Source organism: Paenibacillus endoradicis, from assembly GCF_024721975.1.
The window spans coordinates 151,030-168,877 of the sequence record NZ_JANQBB010000005.1 but is presented as its reverse complement, the minus strand read 5'-3'; the positions used below and the strand labels follow the sequence as shown (position 1 = coordinate 168,877).

Sequence of the window (17,848 nt, the reverse complement as noted above, 5' to 3'; positions counted from 1 at the left end):
GGTATAAATCGTGGAACAAGGCCGAGCGCTACCGCTTTTCCATAATGACTGTCCTCTCCGCTGCTTCCACGCTCACTGATCAGTTAGCCATGTGGAAGTTGGTAAGTGGGTAAATGATAAACAACACAAACAACAAAGGCAAGTATGAGCACCCATGCGGTGCTTATACTTGCCTTCTTTGTACTAATCACATTGTTTAAAATGTTTCACTGCAACTACTCCCTAGTGGAGAGAACTAATCACTCTTGTAAATACCCCAGCGGAGAGAACTAATCGCTAGTGGAAAAGCGATAGCGGTCGTTTTTGTCCTCGGATTTATACCGCTATTACCATTACAATAAATCCGAGGACAACGGCGATTGGAACAGCGATTTGTTCTCGGAGCGTAGTACGGTGATTTGTTCTCGGAGCGGTCCCCGATTAGCTCTCGCGGCGTAAACGTGGTAAGATTTGCTCGCCGAAAATGGTTAGGTCTTCTACGTAGTCAGGGAACGTGAGCATCATACCGTCGATCTGCGTAATATTCAATATTTCTTGGATACGCTTAGTAATCGTATCTACACTGCCGTGAATCGTTTCTGTCATAAAAGCACTTTTGGCACGTGCAACCATTGAATTTTCACGACCATCTGGATCTAGTCCATAACTGCGAAGCATTCCTTTAATTGCACCTGTGTCAGCACCCTCTTGGTACAGCTTCATCCGTTGTTCTGCGGCTTCATCTGTTTCGCCAGGTACAATGGTAAACATGGCATACGTTTTAATCGTTTTGTTGCGATCAGCAGCCATTTGTTTAGCTCGCTTACTAACAGATGATAATTCGTCCAAATCTCGCCCACCGATAAAGCTAGCATCTCCTTCATCAATCGTGAAGCTTAAACCTCTCTCGGATTGTCCTGCACAAATAATTTCCGGACGTGGCTGCTGTACTGGTTTCGGAAGTGACTCACAATTGTCCATCGTGAAATATTGTCCATGGTGCGTAACGATCTCTTCACTCCATAATCGCTTAACAACATGCATCCATTCCTTAGCTAGATCATAGCGTTCACTATGTCCAAGCTCTTCTGGCCACATCCCCATCTGCCGGAATTCATTAGCATAAGAGCCAGATACGACATTCATCCCAACACGACCATTACTGATCTGATCTAGCGTCGCAAACATTTTAGCTGCAACAGCAGGATTGAATAACAACGTATGCACTGTTGCATATATTTTAACTCTAGTAGTAGCTTCAGCAAGACCTGCCATCATCGTCATTGACTCCAATGAAGTTCCCCAGTGATTCGTTGAGCCGCCGTATCCCTTCCATTTAGCCATAGACATTATAAAATCAAGCCCAAGCTCATCCGCTATTTTGGCAGCTTTTCGATTAATATCATAACAGCCGTTAAGCGTTGGCGTTGTTTCAGAAATAATCCAGCCTCCGTTAGTTATTGGAAGAAACACACCAAAGTCAATATGTCGGTCACTTGCCTTTGTCATATTTGCTCACCCCTTATCGTTGGTCATTATTGTGGCCAAATAAGTTCAGTATCGTTATAGATTGCATCGATAAACGAATTATTCATTACTTCATTCACCGTTAATTGCTTTGCAATAACTTTAGCATCAAAAAGCATCTTAATTTCCCGGTTCCATTGTTCATCTGTTTGCCATGCTATTCCGTGCTCTGTATTTTTAGCACTCTCCAACAATTCACTTTCAACTTTCCATCGATTTGTTTCTGTTTGAATGTCATAGACTGAATCAGAACGTGACGCTAACACCGCTATCGATTCATCTATATTAGTAACAGCATATTCATGTGCCTTGGCAACTGCTCGCAAAAAGTCTTCTACTGTTACCGGATTCGCCGCAGCAAATTCATTATTAACTGCAAGCACACCGAACGATGTTTCAGCACCAAATTCACCAGGATCTATGACACGAACGTCATGTCCGAGCAATTCCATCTGATAAGGCTCATTCGATTTGTATACGGTTAGCGCATCAATTTGCCCTGAAGCAAGGATGGTTGGATCATAGCCAACTGAAACTCCCTTCACATCAGAAACGTCCATACCATTATATTGTAACATTGCGATTAAATTAGCGGGTAATGCCCCGTGATAACCGATAGTTTTCCCTTTAAGATCAGCAGGCTTATAAATGTCTGAATCATTCATGACAAGTAAAGCACTTGTACCTTCCGCTCCAAAAGTAGCGACTCCACTAATACCGGCACCATTCGAAACAGCTTGAATGACTTGACTAGGTGTTCCTGCACTAGCAATTTGTGCTTTATTCGCTGCAAGAAACTTCATACCCTCGGCATCAAGCCCAGGAATAATCTTCACGTTTAACCCTAATTCCGCAAAATATCCTAATTCATCAGCCATAACCACTTCAATATCTGGCGGCGATGCAGCGTAATAGAATCCTGTAATGTACGTAATCTCACCTACCGCTTCATTCAGAGCTTTACGCTCTTCTGCAGTAAGCTCAACCTCCGCGCTCGCATTATTGTTCTGTTCTGTACGATTACTACTATTGTTACCATCACTGCATGCTGCCATAAAAAGCAGCAATGAAAGTGCCAGTATTGTCATTGATTGCTTCATGCTCTGTTAACCTCCAACTTTTCATTTATTATTGATAAACGTCAACTAGTTCCAATTGTTTGCTGAGACATGCCAATAAAGCACTTTCTTCTCAATATATCTAACAACATTCGTAAGTGTAATTCCCATAATCGCCAACATAATAATAGCAGCAAACATACGATTCGTCTGCATATAATTGCTCGCCATCATGATGACATTACCAAGTCCTTCTGTTGCACCGCTCCACTCACCAACAACAGCTCCCATAACACTTAAACTTACACAAGTTTTTGCTGCACTAAATAGATAAGGTAAGCTATTAGGAAATCTTAGTTTAATGAAAATTTCCAATTTACTCGCATGTAATGAACGCATATATTCATAATGATTTTCATCAATCGAACGAAATCCCATAATTGAATTAACAAGCATCGGAAAAAATGTAATGATTGCTGCTATTAATACTTTAGGTAATGTATCAAAGCCAAACCATAATATAAATAACGGTGCAATAGCCATGATCGGAGTCACATTTGCAAGTACCGCAATCGGTAACAATGTACGTTCAAGCACCGATGAATGAGCCATTAGCACTCCCATAATGATAGCTACACTCATTCCAAGTAGAAATCCTAACACTGCTTCCTGCAAAGTAACCCATGCATGTGTAATATAGAAACTGAACGAACTTACAAACTCTTGAATAACAGAAGATGGTGCTGGTAATGTAATGGGATTAATATTGAATATCATCGTACTTAATTCCCATATTATAAATAAGCCAACAAATGCTGCTAATGAAGGCCAATAAGCAGAACTTACATATTTCTTTTTGAATCTTTTAGCAAATGGTTTTTTTGGAGCGTTGACGTCCAAAGGAGCTTTTTCTTTTTCGTTAATATTACTCACAATAGATGTGCCCTTCCTTTCAACGTACCCCGATTTGTCATGTAAAGCACGATTATTGCCATTCATTACGTAAATACCCTCTAATTTCACTCACGTATTCATGAAACTGTGCACTTTCCTCAATGTCAGCGGATCTAGGTCTAGGCAAGTCAATATCAATGATTTTCGTTATTTTCCCTGGACGAGCGCTCATTACGACAACTTTATCAGAAAGTAGTACAGCTTCTCTAATATTATGTGTAACAAACACAACTGTTTTTTGATGCGATTCCCATATGTGTAGAAGCTGATAACTTATTTTTTCACGTGTAATTTCATCAAGCGCAGAGAATGGCTCATCCATTAATAGAATAGGCGCACCTGATCCAAATGCTCTAGCAATACCAACACGTTGCTGCATACCACCAGATAGTTCTTTTGCATAAGAATGTGCAAAATCACCAAGTCCTACTGATTTAAGCAATTCCATAGGATCTTCACGTTTAGCAGATACTTGAACCGCTCTTTTGTTTACTTCAAAAGGAAGATTCATATTTTCAAGCACTGTTCGCCACGGGAATAGTGCAGGTGATTGTGGAACAAAACCAAACTGCTTTTGTTTTTGAGCTTCCTTCGGCGATAACCCACCAACCGTAACCTCACCCTCATCACCTTTAACTAGTCCACCAATCATTCGCAATAACGTTGATTTCCCGCAGCCGCTAGGACCGATTAAGCTAACGAATTGTCTTTGCTCAATATGTAAATCTATATGCTGAAGAGCTTTCGTAGACTGCTCTCTTTGTCGAAAAGTTTTACTTACATTTTTCAATTGTATATAAGACAATTACATTCACCACACTTAATATATATTCAAGATAACCAATAAAATTAATTAACAGTCACTATCTTATCATGTATTACTAACAAAAAGAAAGTGCCTAATAGTGAGTTTTCATTATTATGCCATAATACCGATTAAATTGATAGGGATTAATAGGTCATCGTAAAGGCGAATATACCGATCTATATAGTATTGCTACAATAGAAGTGAATATGTACCATCCATATCGTTATCTCTAAAATCATTGATATTATAATTAGTAATGTATAAAGGACAGGGGGCAACTGTTTTGACAATGCACTATCAAGAACATGGAGATGATAAAGCACCGCTTATATTATTTTTACATGGTGGTGGCGTAAGCAACTGGATGTGGGATCAACAAACTCAATACTTCACCGATTATCATGTCGTTGTACCAGATTTGCCTGAGCAAGGATTAAGTAGTAATGAAAGAAACTTTTCCATCGTATACAGTGCAGAACAACTTCTTAAGTTGATTATAGAAAAAGGAACTGGTAAAAAAGTTATTATCATCGGCTTTTCATTAGGTGCACAGATAGTCGTTCAGATGTTAAGTATGCAGCCCCAACTAATTGATTACGCAATTATTAATAGTGCCTTAGTTCGACCAAATCGATTAGCCAAGTCATTAATAAAACCTTCCATTAGATTATCATATTCGCTTATTAGAAATAGATTTTTTTCACGTCTACAAGCTAAAACTTTATATGTATCTAATGATTATTTTGAACAATATTATCGTGAAAGTTGTCAAATGAAATTAGAAACTTTAGTTAGAATTTTAGAAGAAAATATGTCCTTTGCAATACCTGAACAATTTCACTTAGCTACGTCTAAAATATTAGTTACCGTCGGTGCAAAAGAAAATTCAATGATGAAAAACTCAGCAGTTGATCTCATTAAAAACAACATTAATTGTCGTGGTCTCATTATTCCTAATATGGGTCATGGGCTTCCATTAGCAAATCCTTCTTTCTTCAATCAGATGGTTAAAGATTGGATAGAAGAAGAAAAGCTGCCTGAGAATTGTAAAGCCATACATTAAAAATCGTTACCATTCATTGATTATATATCAATTACACAACAAAAAAGAGCGAGATAATCTCCCTAGGGAGATTATCTCGCTCTTTTCGTTAAAAAACGATTACACTATTGCTGACCATTTGCGATCACTGATATTAGGACAGCTTTTATTGCGATATTTAGCAGACACTCTTATAAAACAACCGCATAATAGACAGGTTTGCTTATTCATAAGCTTGTCGCATCCATCACACAGACTCAATCTTTGTGCATACTCCTGATCAGAGACAACAATTGTGTCATCTTGAAACATCGGCGCTAATAAAATCCGATCTATCTGCTGCTCTGTGACCTCATACTGCGGACCACAGCCACGACAGCGATTGTCAGTACGTGCTTCTTCATCCATAACTTTCACCTAGCTTACTCGACTGTTAAAGCTGTTACTGACATTGGAGAAAGCGTCAGCGTCAATTCAGTACCGTTAACTGTATAGTTCATATATGCTGTTGGCGCTACACGATCTGGAGTGTCAAATGTATTATGTGCATCCATAACATCAGCTGTTAATTCAGTTGCAGTAATCGTCAATGAATCTTGCACTAAACCTCTTAAGTCAATAGTCACTGTCGTAGATTGAGCTGGATTAACATGTGCTAAGCTAATGTTAATCTTTCCAGCAGCATCACGAGAAGCTGTAGCAGATACTGCTTTCATGCTTAGACCATCACTTTCAAAAGTTTCAGAATCAAGATTGAATTGTAATAATTGTGCATCTTGATGTACTTTATACATATTGAATACATGATATGTTGGTGTTAATAGCATTTTCTCGCCTTCCGTAAGAATAACGGATTGAAGTACGTTAACCATTTGAGCGATGTTAGCCATACGAACACGATCACTATGATCATGGAAGATATTGAATGAAAGTGCTGCAACTAGTGCATCACGAATCGTATTTTGTTGATACAAGAAACCTGGATTAGTACCTGGCTCAACATCGTACCAAGTTCCCCACTCATCAACAATAAGAGATACACGTTTTTGCGGATCATATTGATCCATAATTGCCGAATGGCGTGTAATCAATTCATCAATACGTTGCGCTTTCTTCAATGTTGTAATCCATTCGTTCTCAGGGAATGCAGTAGCAGAACCTTTTTGTGTCCAGAACTCACCTGGGATCGTGTAATAATGTAGAGATAGACCATCCATAAATTGATGTGCTTCACGCATTAATACTTCCGTCCAACGGTAGTCATCAACGTTTGGTCCACAAGCGATTTTGAAAACTTTATTATCGCCATAATTGCGTACATAAGTCTGAAAACGACGATATAGATCAGCGTAATACTCTGGACGCATATTACCACCGCATCCCCAGTTTTCATTGCCTACGCCGAAATATTTCAGTTTCCATGGATTCTCTCTACCGTTCTCCGCACGTAGTTCTGCCATAGGAGAAATACCTTCGAATGTCATATATTCTACCCATTCGGACATTTCTTGAACTGTACCACTTCCAACGTTACCGCAAATGATAGGCTCGCAATCTAACAATTCGCATAATTGCATGAACTCATGAGTACCGAAGTGATTATTTTCTACTACACCGCCCCAATGTGTGTTAATCATTCTCTTACGGTTTTCATTCGGGCCAATACCATCTTTCCAGTGATATTCATCCGCGAAACATCCACCTGGCCAACGCAAACCAGGAACTTTAATTTCTTTAAGCGCTTCCAATACATCATTACGAATACCTTTTGTATTCTCGATCGGAGAATCTTCTCCAACCCATAGCCCTTCATAGATACATCTTCCTAAATGTTCGGAAAAATGGCCATAAATTTGACGGTCAATATGAGATAATGTTTGATCTCCATTAATAATTAAGTGATTTGTTGACATGAGACGATCACCCTTTCAATGATGTATGGATTAATGTATATATAAATTCAATAGTTATTATATTAATCCTACATTCATAATAATATTATTCTACCATTTTGACAACTACTTCTTCTAAATTTTGTTATACTTAAAGTGGAATATTATAGTAGAGAGGAGCAATTCATTGTGAAACAAATGCCATTCGTACAACGAGGAATTACTTCAAGTCGCCTTGCTATTGGTTGTATGGGTTTTGGCGGCTCTTGGGACGCTTCAGAACCATACACTACGGACCATGTAAAACAGTTTGAAGCTGTTGTGGATGCAGCACTTTCTATCGGAATTAACTTCTTTGATCATGCAGATATATACACCAGAGGAAAAGCAGAACGAATCTTCGGAGAAATATTGAAAGACAAACCTTCACTACGAGATTCACTTATTATCCAATCTAAATGTGGTATACAACTTGCAGATGGCATCTTGCCAGGTCGATATAATTTTTCTAAGAAGCATCTATTAAGTTCCGTTGATGGGATTTTAGACAGATTATCCACCGAATACATCGATATCCTACTACTACATCGTCCCGACCCATTACTTGAACCAGAAGAAATTGCAGAGGCTTTACATATATTGAAATCTTCCGGCAAGGTGAAATATTTCGGTGTTTCCAATATGCACACAGGTCAAATACGCTATATAAAGCAAGCGCTTGCTGATGACCTCATCGTTAATCAACTTCATCTTAGCCTCCAGCAACATGATTTTATCGATCAAGGTTTACTTGTTAATCGTAAAGAAGGTGCAAGTACTAATTTTGAACAAGGATTAATGGAGTACATGCAACTTGAAAATATGCAAATTCAAGCTTGGGGTCCGCTCGCTCAGGGCAGATATACGGGGGCAAATAAACAACCAGTAACCGAAGCAGAGATACTAACAACACAGCTTATTGAAAAACTGGCAAATGAAAAAGAAACGACGAAAGAAGCTATTTTACTCGGATGGTTAATGAAACATCCCGCATTGATTCAACCGATTCTTGGTACGACCAATGCGCAGCGCGTGTTAGATTGTGAAGACGCTGAGCGACAAGCATCTTTAATGACGCGTGATGAGTGGTGGATGTTATACACAACAGCTAATGGATCTCACAAGCCATCCTTATAGGTAGTTCAAAAAGCAGACTTTGATAACGATGAGTATGCTAACGTAGCTTAGTCGGCGTCGAATATGAAGCGAACTTGAGAAGTCCGGTACGCGTGTACGAAACATGTACACTGGCGTTTCCTCCTCCCTCAAGTAGCGCTCCACCTTCTTGGTTCTGAAAGCCTGCTTTGTGAACCTCTCATTGAAAGAGGTAGTTCAAAAAGCAGACTTTGATAATGATGAGTATGCTAACTTAGCTTAGGCGGCGTCGAATATGAAGCGAACTTGAGAAGTCTGGTACGCGTGTACGAAACATGTACACTTGCGTTTCCTCCTCCTTCAAGTAGCGCTCCATATTCTTGGTTCTGAAAGCCTGCTTTGTGAACCTCTCATTGAAAGAGGTAGTTCAAAAAGCAGACTTTGATAACGATGAGTATGCTAACGTAGCTTAGTCAGCGTCGAATATGAAGCGAACTTGAGAAGTCCGGTACGCCTGTACGAAACAGGTACACTTGCGTTTCCTCCTCCCTCAAGTAGCGCTCTATCTTCTTGGTTCTGAAAGCCTGCTTTGTGAACCTCTCATTGAAAGAGGTAGTTCAAAAAGCAGACTTTGATAATGATGAGTATGCTAACTTAGCTTAGGCGGCGTCGAATATGAAGCGAACTTGGGAAGTCCGGTTCGCGTGTACGAAACATGTACACTTGCGTTTCCTCCTCCCTCAAGTAGCGCTCCATCTTCTCCGCTTGCGAATGTTTTCCAAATTAAAAGGAAAATGATGCATAATGTTTCAACTTGAATCTCATACTAGCTTCGAAAGGAGTTGATTAGTATGGGTTCAAGAGGCAGACTTATTGTCCCTGAAGCAAAATATGAGATTGATCAGATGAAATTCGAAATTGCACAAGAGCTTGGCATTCAGTTGCCACAAGACGGTTACTACGGCAATATGACAACTCGTGACATCGGATCAATTGGCGGTTACATAACAAAACGACTAGTTGCTCTAGGTCAACAACAACTATCATCAAACCGTTTCTAGCGTATCAAATCACGTTAAGGCTGCCTCAAGCGCTTGATTCATAAGCAAAAAGAGGTAGCCTATTTACTTTGCACTTCCATTTATTCATATTTATCGGTAAAATAGATTCATGTAAGTAAGATATTCATAGAGAATATAAGAAAGAAAGGAATATCTAAATATGATTATTCAACCAAAATCAAGAGGTTTTATTTGTACGACAGCTCATCCACTAGGTTGTGCTGTACAAGTTCAAGAACAAATTAATTATGTGAAATCACACCCACAGCTTAGCGGTCCGAAAAATGTTCTAGTAGTCGGAGCTTCAACTGGTTACGGTCTTGCTTCTCGCATCGTTTCAGCATTTGGTGCAAATGCAAATACAATTGGTGTATACTTCGATAAAGCTGCTGAAGGTGCTCGTACTGCAAGTGCAGGTTGGTACAATTCTGCTGCATTTGAAACTGCAGCTGCAGAAGCTGGCTTAAAGTCTTATAGTATTGTTGGTGATGCATTCTCTAATGAGATCAAAGCAAAAACCATCGATCTAATCAAATCAGAATTAGGTAAAATTGATCTTGTAGTATACAGCGTAGCCTCTCCACGTCGTGTGCATCCTGATACAGGAGAAGTCTTCTCCTCTGTAATTAAACCACTTGGTGAAGTATATACAAACAAAACAGTTAACTTCCATACAGGCGAAGTGACGGAAGTAGCTATCGAACCTGCTACTGAAGATGAATTGCGTCAAACGATTGCAGTAATGGGTGGCGAAGACTGGCAAATGTGGATTGACGCGTTACAAGCTGCTGATGCACTTACTGCTGATGCAACTACTGTCGCTTATAACTATATTGGCCCTTCTATTACACATGCTGTATATCGTGATGGTACGATCGGTGCTGCGAAAAACCATCTTCTAGAAACAGCTCACAACTTGAATGATCAATTGAAATCAACTGGCGGTCGTGCATTTATTTCTGTAAATAAAGCACTTGTAACGCAATCAAGCTCTGCAATTCCAGTTGTTCCATTGTACATATCTGCTCTTTACAAATTAATGAAAGAGCAAGGTACTCATGAAGGTTGTATCGAACAGATCTATCGTCTATTTACAGAAAGATTATACATTGATGGTGCAACACCAGTTGATGAAGACGGTCAAATACGTATTGATGATCTAGAGATGAACCCTGAACTTCAAGCTGAAGTAGCTAAAATCTGGGAAGCTCTAACTACTGAAAATGTATATGACTTAACTGATCTTGAAGGTTATCGTGATGAATTCTTCGGACTATTCGGTTTCGGAGTTGAAGGCATTAACTACGAGTTAGATTCAGAGCCAAATGTCGACATTCACAACTTAAAGTAATACAACGAGATAGTCATGAAGATGTATTTCTTCATGACTATTTTATTTGCCAACTAGATGAGGTTTTCATTTGTGAATAACTCATTATTTTGATATGATAAGATTGCTAATTATAGCTGCTACGTGACACACATATTTTGGAGGATATTATGGCTCAAATTAAAATTTTTTCTGGTTCATCTAACCGCCCGCTAGCGCAAGCGATTTGTGATCAATTGCAAGTCCCAATGGGGCAAGCCAACATCTCGCGCCTACAAAGCGGAGAAATTCATGTATCTTACGAAGAAACTCTTCGTAACCATGATGTATTTCTAGTACAATCGTTATCACATCCTGTTAACGAATATCTAGTTGAATTACTTGTTATGATTGACGCTGCAAAACGTGCGTCTGCAAATTCAATCAACATCGTTATGCCTTACTACGGGTATGCTCGTCAAGAACGTAAAAGTCGTCCGCGTGAACCTATTTCTGCAAAAATGGTTGCTGACGTTATTACTACGGTTGGTGCGAATCGTATTATTACCGTTGATCTTCATGCTGACCCGATCCAAGGTTTCTTCGATATCACTGTAGATCACCTTACAGCGCTAGATATTATTATTAAATATATTCGCGAGAAAAATATCGTCAACCCTGTAGTCGTATCCCCAGATGCTGGACGTGCTACTGTTGCAGAAAAACTAGCTGGTCTAATTGATTGTCCATTTGCAATTATGATTAAAAACCGTCCTGCCCATAACAAATCCGAGATAACCCATATTATCGGAGAAGTTGAAGGCATGACTCCAATCATTATTGAGGACTTAATCGATACAGGTAGTACAATTGTTAACGTCGTTGAAGCTTTGAAAAAGAAAGGCGCTAACGATGCCTACATCTGTGCTACGCATGGTCTATTCTCTGAAAACGCAGTACAAAAGCTAGATCATCCTAATATTGAAGAGATCATCATTACAGATACGATTTTGTTAGATGATAATATTCCTGACAAATTTGTCACTTTGTCTATCGCACCACTTATATCTTCAGCAATTAAGATTATTACTGAGGGCGGTTCTATAGCTACTCTCTTCAAATCTTAATAGAGGTAGTTCTTAAAGAAGACTTTGATAATGAAGTAATGCAGGAAGCTTAATCGGATTCGAAGATGCACTACTAGACGAAATGAGCCGTATAAGATCAAAACTTGATCTTATACGGCTCGTTTTATTATTATCTAGATCACAATGTATAATTCGTAATTATTCAGCTAGATTTAGCCATTCTACCTCCGAAGGAGTCAGTTGTATTGTAGAACCAACAAGACAAGAATCAAGTTCAGTTTTACTTCTTGCTCCAATAATTGCACAGGTTGGATAGCTCTGATTCAGAACGAAGGCAAGAGCAATTTCAATCGTAGATACTCCCTTGGAAGTAGCAAGTTGACTTGCTCTTTCATACTTTGCCCAATTATCTTCATTGTAGAATACGCGGACCATGTCTTCATCGCTGCGTACTTCAGGAGTATATTTCCCTGTGAAAAATCCCCTTGCTAGTGGGGACCACGATAAAAGAGGTAACTTTGTTTCATGATGCCATTGACGCATTTCATCATCTGCCTCAAGCACTCCCCCCCAGAAAGGCTCTTGAGGTCTAGCTAGACTCAAATTGGGACTATTAAATGCAAAGCCTACTAAGCCATGCTTAGTGGCATATTCATTCGCTTCTGCTATTCTGGAAGTAGTCCAATTGGATGAACCAAAAGCGTGAATATGACCTGCTACCATATGTTCATTCATTGTTTCAAGAATTTGACCAACATGTAACTCGGTATCATCACGATGAAGAGCATACATATCAAGATAAGAAGTTTGTAGTCGATCTAAGCTGCACTTAATTTGTTCTGATAATGCTGCATGACCAAGTCTTGAGTTACCATCTGTGTCCGGCATACCACCTTTAGACATAAGGACGAGTGTTTCGCGATTGTTACGAGATTGAATATACTTTCCAATAACTTGTTCGCTTTCCCCATCTGTATAAATATGAGCGGTATCAATCATATTGCCACCTAACTCCATATAATCATCAAGATGATCACTAATCTGTTCGAACTCATTAAGTAACAAATAATCTGTTCCTTTTATTAGTCTTGAAATCGGCTTGCTACAACCTTTAATTGATATATATTGCATCTTCATCTCTCCTAGAAATTGATTAATTAATGACAATTCTAGTTCCAGTCTCAGCTGATTGAAGACATGCTTCAAGTACTCTCATATTCGCTACAGCATCTTCCAATGGAAATTGCTGTACCTCTTCTCCACGGATCGTTCTAGCCATCGCATCTGCTTGCAATGCATAACTATTATAATAAGGTGTTTTTATCTCTTTCACTTTATCGCCTTTACGAACATAAAAATATGAACCTTCTTCTGTATGCGATAAAAATGCATTAGGTAGCTCAATAACACCTTCTGTTCCGATGATTTCAAGCGGACTTCGTGGAGCAGCCCACATTCCACAATCGAATACAAGCGCTACATCATTACTAAACTCAAGCAGGCCTGATGCCATCATATCAACTCCTCCATGCTTCTCGGAGAACATTGCTTGTACTGTTGTGGCAATAGGCTCAGATTCAAGAATATAACGTGCTGCACTTATTGGATAACATCCGACATCATACAGTGAACCTCCACCCCACTCTTTCACATAACGGACATTTTCCGTACTTGCTCCATTATTAAATGTGAATCCACCACGAATATGACGAATTTCACCTATTTCACCATCAGCAATCATTTGTTTAATTAGTTTATATCGGGGATGATAGCGGTACATGAAAGCTTCAGACATAATTACATTCTCATCTTTGGCTACTTGCGCCATTTCTGCTGCTTCAACACTATTCAATGCAATTGGCTTCTCGCAAAGTACATGCTTGCCTGCTTTTGCTGCTTTAATGCTCCATTCCTTATGTAAATGGTTCGGTAGTGGAATATATATGACATCCAGATCAGGATCAGCAAGCATTTCTTCATAACTGCCATACGCAATTGGAATTTGTAGTTCAGATGCTGTTGCTTGTGCTGTTTCTATTGAACGACTAGCAATTGCTTTAACTTCATTATGCTTAGACAAACGAATACCTGGTATAACAGACCTCTTTGCAATGGAAGCGCAACCAAGAATGCCCCATCGTAACTTCTGAATACTCATTACCTCTCCCCTTCTCGATTAATATTGTGTATAACTCCCAACAGGAGTATTTTGTTAGTTAACTCTTCACCTAGATTAGACTATAATGTATATGTATTATATCAAATAACTAGTGAGGTACAATGTCTTGAAACAAAAAAAAATAACATTTATTACAATATTATTACTTGTCTTGATTATTGTAACTTTCTACTTTATATTCACTGTTCTAGACGCTAAAGAAACGATCTCTTTGCATCCAAATGAACTTGAACAAAATACTACTACACCTTCAAGTAACGATAGTCTTCCAACGATAGTCACTACTCCAAGTCAAGAACCAATACCTACAACTACTCCCAATGCAATTAATCCGAACGTTGAGACAACGGATGAAGTAGAACAAATACTACAGAATCTTTCCACTGCTCAAAAAATTGGACAATTGTTAATCATGGGAATCGAGGACAAACAGTTAACTACCGCACATCAGAAACTAATTCAAGAGCAATATATTGGCTCCATTATTCTTTTTAAGCGCAATATCAAAAATGAAAAACAACTTACTGACTTTATCGCACAATTAAAACAACAGAACGAGTATACAGACATTCCATTATGGATTACGATCGACCAAGAGGGTGGTATTGTAAATCGATTGCCCGAAAAATTCCCTTCTGCAGCAACTCTAGCTGAGCTTCACGACTCAACATTAACTTATGACTCTGCTGCTACAATGGGAGAAACATTATCTAGATATGGGATCGATGTTGATTTTGCTCCAGTACTAGATGTGAACAGTAATCCGAGAAATCCTGTAATAGGTGATCGCGCCTTCGGTACTACACCACAAGAAACAGCAGAGCAAGCTATTGCAATGATGCAAGGATTAGAATCTTATGTCATTACCGTAGGCAAGCACTTCCCAGGTCATGGTGATACAAGTGAAGATTCACATAAGACGTTGCCTACTGTCAACAAATCATGGGAAGAGCTTCAACAACTAGAATTAATACCTTTCTATGCTGCAATAAAGCAACAAATTGATGCACTTATGATTGGTCATCTTTATTTCCCTCAACTTGATAGCGAATATCCAGCATCATTATCGAAAGAAATTATTACGAATAGATTGCGCGAAGAAATGGGATTCACAGGTCTTGCTATATCGGATGATATGGTTATGGGTGGAATTACAGAACAATACAACATAGGTGATGCTGCTATAATCGCTCTGCAAGCAGGCATTGATATGCTTATCGTAGGTCATGACACCAAGTCACAACAAGAGGTCATAACAGCTATAACAACTGCTGTCGAGAACGGTAATATTTCAGAGCAGTTATTAGATGAACATGTACGTAGAGTATTAACTGCTAAGCTGGATCAATAGCATTCTACCGAAGATAATCGGAAATCAGATCTACAATTAAAGATTTACTTGAAATGCAAAACACCAGGTCGAGGAATGAGAATCATTCCTCGACCTGGTGCTCGTTATATTACGTTTTGAACTACCTCTTCACTTGAATTTTCCGCCTCCGCCGCGAGACGGACCTCCACCTTTAAAGCTTCCACCGCCGCCACGAGAGTTGCCTCCACCCTTAAAGCTACCGCCGCCGCCACGAGAGTTGCCACCGCCTCCGAAGCTACCGAAGCCACCACCATTACGTGGACCACTTCCGCCGAAACCTCCTCCGCCACCAAAGCCGCCATTATTGCCGCCTTTGAACATTCGACGCATCATTTCGGCCTGCAGCCTTTCTTGCTCAGTTCTTTCTCTAGCAATTTTACTATCTACTGCCTGGTTTACAAGATTTTCAAATTCATTGACTTTTTGAGTAGCGTCTCTTAATTGCTCATTGGCATGATATAGATTGCGAGGTGTTAATGAAACTGCATTTTCTAACGTTTGAACACTGCTACTCGCAACAGTTTCAGTCTCACTTATTCCAGGATAACTATACACACCATGCGACTGAGCAGTAGAACGTAATTGAACGATTGATGTTTTCAACTGACCACATGTCGTTAAATACTCGATCACACGTTGTTCTGATCGCTCATGGATATGAAGTAATTGTGCACTGCTATCTTGAATCACCTGCAATAATGAATTCGCTTCTTGTAATATGTTGTCTGCTTCCAAATAACGTTGAACATCAATTGAATTATAGTTTTCCGCTTTATCCATCTTCTGTTTCAGCAGTTGAACATTCTGTTGCAACTGTGAAAATTGATCAGCAGCGTTTCGCCAGTGAACTTCATGGAATTGTAATTGCAGGGCACTAATCTGTTTTGTAATTTCAGTTTGTTGATCTTGTTCGAATTGCAACATGACTAAAGTAAACTGTTTCAGCATCTGTTGATTACGATCTCTTGCATTTATCGATTGCTTTACTTCTGCTAAAGAGTTTGCTAACCAATTATTGATTCGTTGTATCCCGTCACGAACCACGATCATATCACCGATATTCAATGCTTTTTTTATCGAAGATAATTGACCATTCATCGAATCATAATATTTGTAAGGTGAAATTTCATCTAGTTTCAATCGTTCTTGCTGTACCAGTTCATCAACTTTTAGTTTTGTCTCATTAATTTTATCTGGTAGCTTCGATACTTCATTTACTAACGACGTATATTCATTAATATCACTGCACCAAGCAGTAATTAGTGTACCATATTGATCAAGTTGAACTTTCGCTTCTACAGGATTGAAGGCAAGTAATGAGGTACACTGCTCAATAATTTTCTGAATCTCAAATTGTTTTTCAGTTAACTTGATTAATGTCATTTCATTACTTTTATTCATCGTATCGAAGTTTTTCTTTGCTTGATCAAACTTCAACTGATAATCTTGTAGCACTTTAGTTGCTATCGATATTTCATTATTGTATGAATGAAATACATCTTCAAGTCTATTTGCCAATTGAAGTTGTTGTTTTACTTGGTACATTAATTCTTTCAAATGAACAACATGTTTTGAACTTATCCATCTGGGCAGAGGTTTTAAGCTTCGTAATTGTTCAGGATAGGTCGTCGCACGTTGCAGTAATGTATACAACTCATTTTCGGATGCCTCAATAATTGCTTTAGATCGACCTTGACTGAATTTAAGAGCAGTAGTTAAACCATCCTCAAGTTCATGAACTTTACCAAGTACCGTTTCTAATTCATCCGTTAGATTTTCTACATCCTCACTGTATCTTCTACGCTTACGTGATTGAACCATAAGTATCAATGCTACCGTTATGACAATTAGAATTCCTATAATTAATGCGAATCCTTTTGCACTAATTTGTAAGGAAGAAGCTTGCGAAGACTGCATATTTTCTCCAGAATTATTTGTTGAATTACTTTGTTCCATGTAGTCGGCTAATCCATCAATTACATCATCAATTGCTCCTGCAAAATCACCTGAAGCTGCATTTGGAAAGAAATATTGTTCTACAAAGTCAGTGACTGGCTCAGATGATGATAAGTCTTTTGCGGAGTATAATGCATTTTCAAGTCTAGAATTTACTCCTAATTGGAGATGCACATACCCATCGTCTAAAGCTACAACTAGCAATCCTTGGTTTGTCAGTAACTTCATCTTCGTATATTGCGCCTCCGCAAAATCCACAATCGACCGATTACCTGTGTTATTAACGAATAGAACATATAATTGGAATGATTGTGCCTTTATCTTCGATTCCAATGATGTGATCTCACTTGTTGATAGAGAGCCCGTATCATCATAAATGTACTGATCTTTAGCTGAGCTTGCACTTATCTGCGTCGTTAGTGAAAACTGAAGAAGTACGATACATATCCCCGCAAAGAGCATCATTGTCCATTTTTTCATTTTCATTCC

Annotated in this window: 15 protein-coding genes; 6 read left to right on the top strand and 9 right to left on the bottom strand. The window is 38.9% G+C overall.

The window, feature by feature from the left end; genetic code table 11:
* Window positions 1–420: 420 nt before the first annotated feature.
* The 4 genes from NV377_RS17185 to NV377_RS17170 are packed head-to-tail and all read right to left on the bottom strand — an operon-like array spanning window position 421 to window position 4,323.
* A complete protein-coding gene (locus NV377_RS17185) occupies window positions 421–1,488 on the bottom strand; it encodes an LLM class flavin-dependent oxidoreductase (protein WP_258202028.1) in 1,068 nt (355 codons plus the stop codon).
* Between the two features lie 26 nt (window positions 1,489–1,514).
* Window positions 1,515–2,606 carry an ABC transporter substrate-binding protein gene (locus tag NV377_RS17180; protein WP_258202027.1) on the bottom strand — a complete coding sequence of 364 codons (1,092 nt, stop codon included), beginning with the start codon at window positions 2,604–2,606 and terminating at the stop codon, window positions 1,515–1,517.
* A 45-nt stretch (window positions 2,607–2,651) separates the two neighbouring features.
* Window positions 2,652–3,563 carry an ABC transporter permease gene (locus tag NV377_RS17175; RefSeq protein WP_258202026.1) on the bottom strand — a complete coding sequence of 304 codons (912 nt, stop codon included), beginning with the start codon at window positions 3,561–3,563 and terminating at the stop codon, window positions 2,652–2,654.
* On the bottom strand, window positions 3,550–4,323 hold the full coding sequence (locus NV377_RS17170; RefSeq protein ID WP_258202025.1) for an ABC transporter ATP-binding protein: 774 nt from the start codon (window positions 4,321–4,323) through the stop codon (window positions 3,550–3,552). Before NV377_RS17170 ends, NV377_RS17175 begins: the two co-directional genes overlap by 14 nt.
* A 286-nt stretch (window positions 4,324–4,609) precedes the next feature.
* Between NV377_RS17170 and NV377_RS17165 the strand changes: the two genes are divergently transcribed.
* A complete protein-coding gene (locus tag NV377_RS17165; RefSeq protein ID WP_258202024.1) occupies window positions 4,610–5,389 on the top strand; it encodes an alpha/beta fold hydrolase in 780 nt (259 codons plus the stop codon).
* A 99-nt stretch (window positions 5,390–5,488) separates the two neighbouring features.
* Here the strand turns inward: NV377_RS17165 and NV377_RS17160 are convergent, their stop codons facing one another.
* Both NV377_RS17160 and NV377_RS17155 read right to left on the bottom strand, forming a co-directional pair.
* Entirely contained in the window at window positions 5,489–5,776 is a 288-nt protein-coding gene (locus NV377_RS17160; RefSeq protein WP_258202023.1) for a DUF6171 family protein, read from the bottom strand.
* 14 nt (window positions 5,777–5,790) lie between these two features.
* Window positions 5,791–7,281 (bottom strand): alpha-N-arabinofuranosidase, encoded by a 1,491-nt coding sequence (locus NV377_RS17155; RefSeq protein ID WP_258202022.1) that lies wholly within the window; start codon window positions 7,279–7,281, stop codon window positions 5,791–5,793.
* A 168-nt stretch (window positions 7,282–7,449) separates the two neighbouring features.
* Between NV377_RS17155 and NV377_RS17150 the strand changes: the two genes are divergently transcribed.
* The 4 genes from NV377_RS17150 to NV377_RS17135 all read left to right on the top strand — a co-directional run bounded on the left by NV377_RS17150 (window position 7,450) and on the right by NV377_RS17135 (window position 11,891).
* The gene (locus NV377_RS17150; RefSeq protein WP_258202021.1) at window positions 7,450–8,436 is read left to right on the top strand and encodes an aldo/keto reductase; all 987 of its coding nucleotides are present in this window, start codon (window positions 7,450–7,452) and stop codon (window positions 8,434–8,436) included.
* Between the two features lie 809 nt (window positions 8,437–9,245).
* Window positions 9,246–9,455, top strand: coding sequence for an alpha/beta-type small acid-soluble spore protein (locus NV377_RS17145; RefSeq protein ID WP_258202020.1), 210 nt, complete (start codon window positions 9,246–9,248; stop codon window positions 9,453–9,455).
* A gap of 160 nt (window positions 9,456–9,615) precedes the next feature.
* Entirely contained in the window at window positions 9,616–10,806 is a 1,191-nt protein-coding gene (gene fabV / locus NV377_RS17140; RefSeq protein ID WP_258202019.1) for an enoyl-ACP reductase FabV, read from the top strand.
* Between the two features lie 149 nt (window positions 10,807–10,955).
* On the top strand, window positions 10,956–11,891 hold the full coding sequence (locus NV377_RS17135; protein ID WP_258202018.1) for a ribose-phosphate diphosphokinase: 936 nt from the start codon (window positions 10,956–10,958) through the stop codon (window positions 11,889–11,891).
* Window positions 11,892–12,050: 159 nt separating this feature from the next.
* On the opposite strand, the gene NV377_RS17130 is transcribed toward NV377_RS17135, so the two are convergent.
* Window positions 12,051–12,983 carry an aldo/keto reductase gene (locus tag NV377_RS17130; protein WP_258202017.1) on the bottom strand — a complete coding sequence of 311 codons (933 nt, stop codon included), beginning with the start codon at window positions 12,981–12,983 and terminating at the stop codon, window positions 12,051–12,053.
* A 22-nt stretch (window positions 12,984–13,005) separates the two neighbouring features.
* Window positions 13,006–14,010, bottom strand: coding sequence for a Gfo/Idh/MocA family protein (locus NV377_RS17125; RefSeq protein WP_258202016.1), 1,005 nt, complete (start codon window positions 14,008–14,010; stop codon window positions 13,006–13,008).
* A gap of 127 nt (window positions 14,011–14,137) precedes the next feature.
* Between NV377_RS17125 and nagZ the strand changes: the two genes are divergently transcribed.
* Entirely contained in the window at window positions 14,138–15,382 is a 1,245-nt protein-coding gene (gene nagZ, locus NV377_RS17120; protein ID WP_258202015.1) for a beta-N-acetylhexosaminidase, read from the top strand.
* A 129-nt stretch (window positions 15,383–15,511) separates the two neighbouring features.
* On the opposite strand, the gene NV377_RS17115 is transcribed toward nagZ, so the two are convergent.
* Window positions 15,512–17,839 carry a TPM domain-containing protein gene (locus tag NV377_RS17115; protein WP_258202014.1) on the bottom strand — a complete coding sequence of 776 codons (2,328 nt, stop codon included), beginning with the start codon at window positions 17,837–17,839 and terminating at the stop codon, window positions 15,512–15,514.
* Window positions 17,840–17,848 lie beyond the last annotated feature (9 nt).